Annotated in this window: 4 protein-coding genes; 1 reads left to right on the forward strand and 3 read right to left on the reverse strand. The window is 31.3% G+C overall.

The genetic code is table 11. The features are described from left to right. Window positions 1–157: 157 nt before the first annotated feature. Complete coding sequence (locus tag BN350_RS18320; protein ID WP_044600071.1) at window positions 158–1,126, reverse strand: aromatic acid exporter family protein; 969 nt, start codon at window positions 1,124–1,126, stop codon at window positions 158–160. Window positions 1,127–1,280: 154 nt separating this feature from the next. On the opposite strand from BN350_RS18320, the gene BN350_RS02505 reads away from it, so the two are divergent. Further along, window positions 1,281–2,603: a replication-associated recombination protein A gene (locus BN350_RS02505; RefSeq protein WP_028042180.1), complete on the forward strand. Its 1,323-nt coding sequence runs from the start codon at window positions 1,281–1,283 to the stop codon at window positions 2,601–2,603. Window positions 2,604–2,641: 38 nt separating this feature from the next. Here the strand turns inward: BN350_RS02505 and BN350_RS02510 are convergent, their stop codons facing one another. Further along, window positions 2,642–4,462, reverse strand: coding sequence for a hypothetical protein (locus tag BN350_RS02510; RefSeq protein ID WP_028042181.1), 1,821 nt, complete (start codon window positions 4,460–4,462; stop codon window positions 2,642–2,644). A gap of 171 nt (window positions 4,463–4,633) precedes the next feature. After that, window positions 4,634–8,523 (reverse strand): SdrD B-like domain-containing protein (locus BN350_RS18325; protein ID WP_044600072.1); only part of this gene is annotated, 3,890 nt, incomplete at its 5' end.

The following is an 8,523-nucleotide window of genomic DNA, read 5'->3' on the forward strand; positions in this document are numbered from 1 at the left end:
TCTAAACGATTTACTGTCTTCTACGTTTAACAGAAAAATACCATCTGAGTAAAGTTGAATTATTGCTATAGTCTGATAAATAATCCATTACATTCTTACTGAAACAATACAAATCAAATATATTTAGTCCATTAGATTCCTGAAAATTTCTAAGCAGTTATCTTGATGTTTTTTCCAACTTATTGTTATGATAAAATTCTTGTTTTAAATGCAGGAATTTTTGTAAATAAGTAAACATTGTGTATAGGATTGCTCTGTTTTCAAATTCATGACGTGTTTTTGGTAATTCATCATGTTGAAATTGTTCTTTCAAGTGATCAAAGCATTGTCTTAAATAAGAAACATTGTTATCTTCATGATATTCTTTTGCCATTTCCTTAAAATATTGAGAAATCAAAAGCACTTGTTTTCCATTAAACTCTATTTGAATCATAAGATCATAAATATCTTTTAATACAAATAATTGACGTTTTCTCATCAATAAATAATCAACTTCATATTTTGTATCATTTAATAATTGATTATTCATCTGTTCATAGGCTTGTGATAACATTTCATCAATCTTCATAAGAACTTCATCAAAAGTTTGATACAGCAAACCCGTTTTCTTTTCTTTCATTAAACAATCTGACATACGTATCAAAATCTCTTTCATATTGTCATCTAATGATTTTAATGATTGGCGAATCTGCTGTTGACGAGATGGCATATATAAATTAATAAGAATACCTACAGTTATTCCAATCATAAAAATAGCCATTTCATTTTGTATCCAATGGAGGCTCATTGATTCTTCAATTAAATAATGAGTTGTAATGACTGCATTCATAGCTATTCCATCTTCTAAATGAAAAAGAAATGAAAAACCAATGAAAAATAATAAAAAGATAGAAAAACTTAATGCACTATAACCCATCAAACTAAACACTGCCAAAGCAGATAATAATGAAACAAAAAAAGATAATATTCTCTTCAAACAAATCAGTAATGTTTCCTTTTTTGTATTTTGAATTGTTAATATTGCTACAATTCCAGCACTTGCTGCATACTGAAAAGAAGACACTTGCGCAATGCTCATTGCAATCAAAAAAGCTAATGACATCTTAATCATCTTTAATCCGTTCATTTTTTTCTCCTTTTATGAAATATAAATATTATACACAGATTTATATTTTCTGTACAGTATAACAGCAGTCGTCTTGAAATGTGTTGCATAATTCATTGAAATGTGCAACATATTATGCTACAATTTTCTTATTAAAGAAAGAAGATGAATATTTATGGAACAAACATCACTATTCCATCAGCAAGTTCCTGATCCTCTAGCAAGTCGTTTACGTCCACAAACATTAGAAGATTATGTTGGGCAAAAACATCTGATAGGCAAAGGAAAAATATTATGGCAATTGATTGAACATGATCAGATCAGTTCAATGATTTTTTGGGGACCACCTGGCGTTGGCAAAACAACACTTGCAAGAATAATTGCCAATTGTACAAAAGCTGAATTCATTGACTTTAGTGCAGTAACAAGCGGTATTAAAGACATTAAAGCAGTCATGAAACAAGCCCAAGAAAAAAGAGAACTAGGACTTAAAACAATTGTTTTTGTAGATGAAATTCATCGTTTTAACAAAGCTCAGCAAGATGCTTTTTTACCCTATGTTGAAAAAGGCAGTATTATTCTGATTGGTGCCACAACTGAAAATCCTTCCTTTGAAATTAATTCTGCCCTTCTTTCACGTTGTAAAGTATTTGTTTTACATAGTTTAGAAATAGATGATATCATTGAATTATTACAGCATGCATTACATGATGAAAGAGGTTTTGGTCATGAGAACATACAGATAGACGATGATTGTCTTTATATGATTGCATCATTTGCAAATGGTGATGCGAGAATGGCTCTCAACACATTAGAAATGGCTGTCTTAAACGGTGAAAGACAAGATCAGTCCATTATTGTATCTCAAGAAACTATAGAACAGTGCACAAGTCGTAAATCACTACTTTATGATAAAAAAGGTGAAGAACATTACAATATTATATCAGCACTACATAAATCGATGCGTAATAGTGATGTTGATGCTGCGATATACTGGTTAGCACGAATGTTAGAAGCTGGTGAAGATCCTTTATATATTGCCAGAAGGCTTGTAAGATTTGCAAGTGAAGATATAGGTATGGCTGATAGTCGTGCTCTAGAAATTGCAATTGCTGGATATCAAGCTTGTCATTTTATTGGTATGCCTGAATGTAGTGTTCATCTCACTCACGTTGTTACTTATCTTTCTTTATCAGTAAAATCAAATGCACTCTATATGGCTTATGAGAGTGCCAAGAAAGATGCTATGGAAACAATTGCCGAACCTGTTCCACTGCACATTCGCAATGCTCCTACAAAATTAATGAAAGAACTTAATTATGGTAAAGGTTATGAATATGCACATGATCATGAAGAAAAGTTAACAACCATGACATGTCTCCCAGATTCTATTGCTGATCATCATTATTATCATCCTACCAATCAAGGTAGTGAAGCCAAAGTAGCTTTAAGACTCAAACAAATTAAAGAATGGAAAGAAAAACACAAGAAGAAATAATCGTTCTTCTTGTGTTTTATAAATCAGTTATTTAATTTTTATTGATCTGTGTTACTTTCTCTTCTTTTTTTGATAACTAAGAAAATGAATATTGCAATAACTGCAACACCAACAACACTACCACCAATAATCATTGCTGATTGATTTTTAGCAGTTCCTTTTGCTAAAGGTGTCTGATCATCATCAACAACTTCAGTTGGCTGATTCGTATCTGCATCTTCTGGAACTAGATTTCCATTATCATCAACAACAAGCGGTGTATTTTGTTCTGGTACAGTAATAACTGTACGACCAGTCGCATTATCAATAGTTACAGTTCCGCCATTAGGTGTCTCTACCACATTAACATTCCCACCAGGAACTACAACAACACTTTGATTTGCTAAGTCTTCAGCATCACGATAAATAAATGTATAACTACGTCTTGTTGAATAAAAATCATGTGTATTTTCATTGTCTTGTCCTGACAATAAGACATAATTCTTACCATTGACTGTATAATCACTAGGGACATTGATATTTAATTTTTCATCAGCTTTTACAGTTAATTTTGTCGTATAAAGAATCTGACTTGATGTAATATCATAGTAAGAAACAGTTACAGGATACTCTTGAATGTTTAAATCTTTTTCATGAAAATAAACATTGTATTGTGTTTGATTTGTTCCAAATTTATGATTGACTGATGTAGGTTGACCAGCAGATAAAATATAATTAATTCCATTTATTTTTACACTACCAGGAATATTAAATTTCACAGTCTTATCAACATCAACAGTTTTACTATGAGCTTCTAATGTTTTACCAGTTGCTACATCAATATAGTTAACATAAACATCATATGGCTGATTTGAATCAGTAACAACTTTTTGATATTGAACTGTATAATTCTTTGTATTTTCTCCATATTTATGAGAAATATTTTGATTTCCAGCCAATTTATAAGTTGTTGTTCCCACTTTATAAGTATCTGGCGCCTCAAAAGTAACAGTTTTTCCACTTTGAACAGTTATTGTTTTTCTTGCTAAAAGTGTATTTCCATCTTTATAATCAATTGTAATATAGTAAGGAAGATTTGCTGTTGATTCTTGTAATTGGTAGCGAACATAGTAAGTCTTCGCTCCATCATCATATTTTTGAGAAATCTTTGTAACTTGATTGGCCATCACTTTATATTGACGACTATTAAAAGTAATTTCATTAGGGGCTGTAAACGTACCACCATTTGTTTCTGTTACACTAAATTTTTCTGTTGCTTTAATTGTATTACCATCTTGATCTAAGAAAACAACTTTTGATTCAAATGATTCACGTTGTTGTAATGCATATTCAAAAACAATTGTTTCTGTCCCATATGATGCTTCTTTATAATTTCCATGAACAATGTTATAAACACGACCATTAGCTGAAATTGATTTTGGAGCAGTTACAGTTGCTGGTTTTGATGATGAACAAGATGCATATGTCATCTTTTTAATATCTTTACCATCACATCGATAATAAACTTTCACATTATAAGCACTTAAAGATTTAATTGTACTAGAATCTGAACCATTATTATCATGTAACTGAAAAGTGACTGAACCATTTCCAGATTTCACTTCATGCACATTTGTCTTTCCAGCACCAATTGTGTCACTTCCACTTAAATTAACACTACCTTCTACAATATACTGATAGCTCATATTGTTAGAAGTTGGATTATAAACTTTAAAAATTCTTGTTGTTGGACTATCACCAAGTGCTGTACTGACAACAAGAGGTGATTTTTCAATTGCTTTTATTGAAACAATTGAAGTCATTAATGGTAAAACTATAAGAGTCACGACCATCACTAATTTTATTAACTTCTTTTTCATTATGCGTTCCTCCTCTTTATCACATATCTTCCTTTTTTACAAATCTATCATAACACTTATCTGTCACACGCTTATCACAAATCAAACAAAATAAAGCTAATAGTCACTTTTTCTTCATTTCATATTAATAAATATAATGGAGCAAGATTTTGCTCCATTATAAATAACATTTTAAGACTTTGCTTTTGTTTTCTTTTTCTTACTCTGACGGAAACCAATTGCACTTATTCCACCTAATGAAAGACAAGCTAAAGCAATATAACCATAAATATAAGATGAATCTCCTGTGATTGGAAATCCTGGAATAATATTGAAGATTGTATCTTCGCTATCAGGTAGATACACGCCACAATCCCATGTCATATCATATCCTTCTTCCTCTAAATAAAATGGTCTTGTATAATACCAATTTTCATCAAACACTGAAACACCATCGGAATCTAATGTACTATCATTCCCCATATGTGATAATGTAACATAATAAGGTTTATCAATTTGGAAACGTATACGATACATTCCTGCAACTAAATCATTGAAAATATAGTATCCAGATTCATTTGTTGTCGTTGTTCCAACAATACTCCAATTTTCATCAAGACTAACATCACCACTCGCATTATATTCAAGGATCACTGGAATCCCTGCCAAACCAGTATTCACTTCATCTTGAATACCATTCTTATTTTCATCAAACCATACATAATCTCCAACACTTCCTAATGACGTGATAATTCCAGCATCCCAAGTTAAATCAACTGTATGATACTTCAAATGAATGTTATCTGTTGGATATCCAGAACCTGGAATATAACTTGATAATGCATTAGAATCTAAGGAATAATCTCCATTTTTAGGGATTGTTAATTTTGAATTAAATGGTAAATCAAAGACAATACGATATTCTATTCCTGTATTGTAATCACTTGATTTTAAATGATCAAAACGATAAAATCCATTTGCATCTGTTATTGCTTCAGCAATTTGTTCCCAACCATAGGTATCAGGAGAACGCATTTGAAGATAAACAGGTACATTTTCAATACCATATTCATTACCATCATTCTCTTGCAAACCATTTTTATTGGCATCAAACCAAACATAATCACCTAAACTACTATAACGTGATGCTCCACCATCAACATGTTCGACTAAGCGATTTTGTGAAACAGTAATGATATCTGTATATCCAATATTCATTTCTTCATTTATATCATATTCAATATCACTATCAATTGTGTCATCATTTCCTACATTTCCATTCACAATTTCATAATCTTTAGGGAATATGAATTTAACCTGATACATTCCTTCTATCAAATGGTCAAAATAATAACGTCCATCATCCCCTACTATCTGTTTTGCAATAGGCTTATCACTTCGGTTACCATCATCACTATTGATTTCATATAATTCAACAATTGTACCTGGAATATAAACATCTGTTTTTCCATCTAAATCTTGTATATCACTATAGTTACGATCTTCAAAAGCAATCCCCGTAATAGCACTATAAACAGTTAGTCCTGCATCAATAGTCATATCATAACCACGTTCTTCTAAAGTAATCATTTCTGTTCTCATAACAGTATCACTTATCTTAATGCTTGCATCTGAGTCAAATTCATCATCACCTTGATTTTGAGAAGTAAATGCATAATGCTTTGTATAACCACCCATTTCTGGTGAAACACCAGAAATATCAAACTCTACAACATAATGACCAGGTTCTAATTTATCAAATAAATAATAACCATCTTTACCATAAACCTTCTCAGTCTTTGTTGTTGCCTTTAATTTTCCATCTGTTCCATCCTCATTCACTTCATACAAACGAACAGTAACACCATTAACACCTATTTCATCACTATCCTGAATACCATTGCGATTTGCATCAAACCAAACATAATCACCAAGCGCAGCTAAAGCACTAAATCCTGCATCCAATGTTGGATTATCTTCACCAATATAAGTCAATCCATCATTTCCACGTTTCGCTGTTAAACGAACTTTTTCGGTTTTTAATTCTTCGTTGATATTAGAATCAATTTCTATATTTTCTTTATTATTAGCATATTGAATTGTTGGTTGATACTGATAACGTGATTCATCAGATGGTTTAGAAAATTCAACATAATATTCAAATAAAACCTTTCCTACATAGTCATTTGGATTATCAGAATTTGTTTTATCTTCATTTAAAGGTACATTACATGCTAGATTTCCAAAATGATAATATCCATTATTATCAGTCTGTGTCTCATAAGTCGTTTCAGTTTCAATAATTTTCCCATTTTCATAATACTTTTTCAATTCATGTAGTTTGACGTTTAAACCTGCAATAGGTGCATCTGTTTCATCTTGCAATCCATTACGATTAATATCATAGAAAGCGTAATCACCAATTGATCCTCTAGGCATTGATAATTGAATCTTGACTTCATGATTTTCAGTTCTATCACTATTAATAATTTCATTTGCATGACCAACACGACCAACAGCAACCATTGCTGAATTCGCAATAAGTTTGTCTGTAAACAAATCAGCTTCACTTGTTGTATACATTGGTGCAGTCATATTGATATGCATTTGAATAGATTCACCTTGTTTCAAATTATTGTCATTTCTGCAAGTTATTTCTACTGCAATTGCACTGACATATGGTAATAGATTTTCATCAAATGAATTCTTATCTGTTGCCTTGACCCAATTATGATAGTTATTTTCATTTTCCCAAACACTATCTTCCATAGAATCATAAAGCATTGGTAATTCTTCTGCTGCAGTTTGAGATTTTAAACGTCCAGTCGCACTATCATTTTTCCATTTTGTCCATTTTGAACTTTGATCATAACCATCAATACAATAATATATTTCATATGTGGCCCCAACTGGCAACTGAGAAACATCTACACTTTTTAAAATAGCATCTCTTTCTAATTCAGTCACACGTTCTGTTAAAAGAGCCTCAGTATTATCACGTCCAACATAAGAATCTCCCTTAAATGGTAATAAATCAACAACACGAATTTTATTAACCTGAGCATCTGATTCTTCACCATTTCTCACATCAATCATATAATCAATATTTCCGCCAGGAGAAGTTGATCCAATCTGATTGTAATTTAAATACTCACTATCGTAATCACCTTTGACATATTTATTAATAGATAAACTATTGTTTTCATTAACAGTAATATTCGCATTGGCATTTGCATACTTATTTCCACCAACTTGTTCACCAATGACTTGATCTAACACCACATCTTCAACCAAAGGATTATCAATTCCATCATCAATATTAACACCAAAACTATTTCCATATGGATTTTCAGCTGATTGAATAGTTTTCTCTTCGCTATTCAAATATGTTGGCATCCATAGTGAGGTTAATGTTTCATTTGCTGCAATTGTACCAGCTAAAGAAAGTTTTAATGATGCACCATCAGCTAATTCAAAATTCTCTTCTTTAAACTTAATTGTAACCTTTGTAGTAGGACTATCAGTCTCTACTAAAGCACCATTATTATCAACTGTACGTGCATTTTCAACAGGTGTATAAGTGACAATCAACTTTTTCATTTCGATTGTTTCTTGATCACCATTAGGATGAGTTAATATTAGCTGATAACGTTCTTCACTATCAGAACTCCATGAAGAATTTAATGACATACCAATTGGCATATCAAAACTAATAATTGGTTTTTTAAAAGAAGCACTATTTTTGGATACATTCTTAACAGTAATATCATATTGAACTGTTTCCGATGGTTTAAATGTCGTTTTGTTACCACCACCTGGTTCAGAAGGATTGACAGCAATATTAACAATCGGCATCTTAGATTCTAATGTTGGAAAATGAATTTCCACTCGATTAGATTGGGCAGAAACTTCCTGCACCTTCTTATTCCCTTCTCTATCATTAACAATAAATCCATATTTTACATCAGCAATATTCTCAATTAATCTAATTTCATGATAATCACTTGAAGAAGGTCTTTGATTAAATGTATATGCAATATCAATTCCATTAGCAATGAATTCTTTTCCAACACCACTATAAA

It is taken from the genome of Candidatus Stoquefichus massiliensis AP9, from assembly GCF_000455285.1.
GTDB lineage: Bacteria > Bacillota_I > Bacilli_A > Erysipelotrichales > Coprobacillaceae > Stoquefichus > Stoquefichus massiliensis.

Excerpts from the sequence above, each read along its gene's own strand:
- BN350_RS02510 (WP_028042181.1), bottom strand. The coding sequence starts at position 4,462 with ATGAAAAAGAAGTTAATAAAATTAGTGATGGTCGTGACTCTTATAGTT.
- BN350_RS18320 (WP_044600071.1), bottom strand. The coding sequence starts at position 1,126 with ATGAACGGATTAAAGATGATTAAGATGTCATTAGCTTTTTTGATTGCA.
- BN350_RS02505 (WP_028042180.1), top strand. The coding sequence starts at position 1,281 with ATGGAACAAACATCACTATTCCATCAGCAAGTTCCTGATCCTCTAGCA.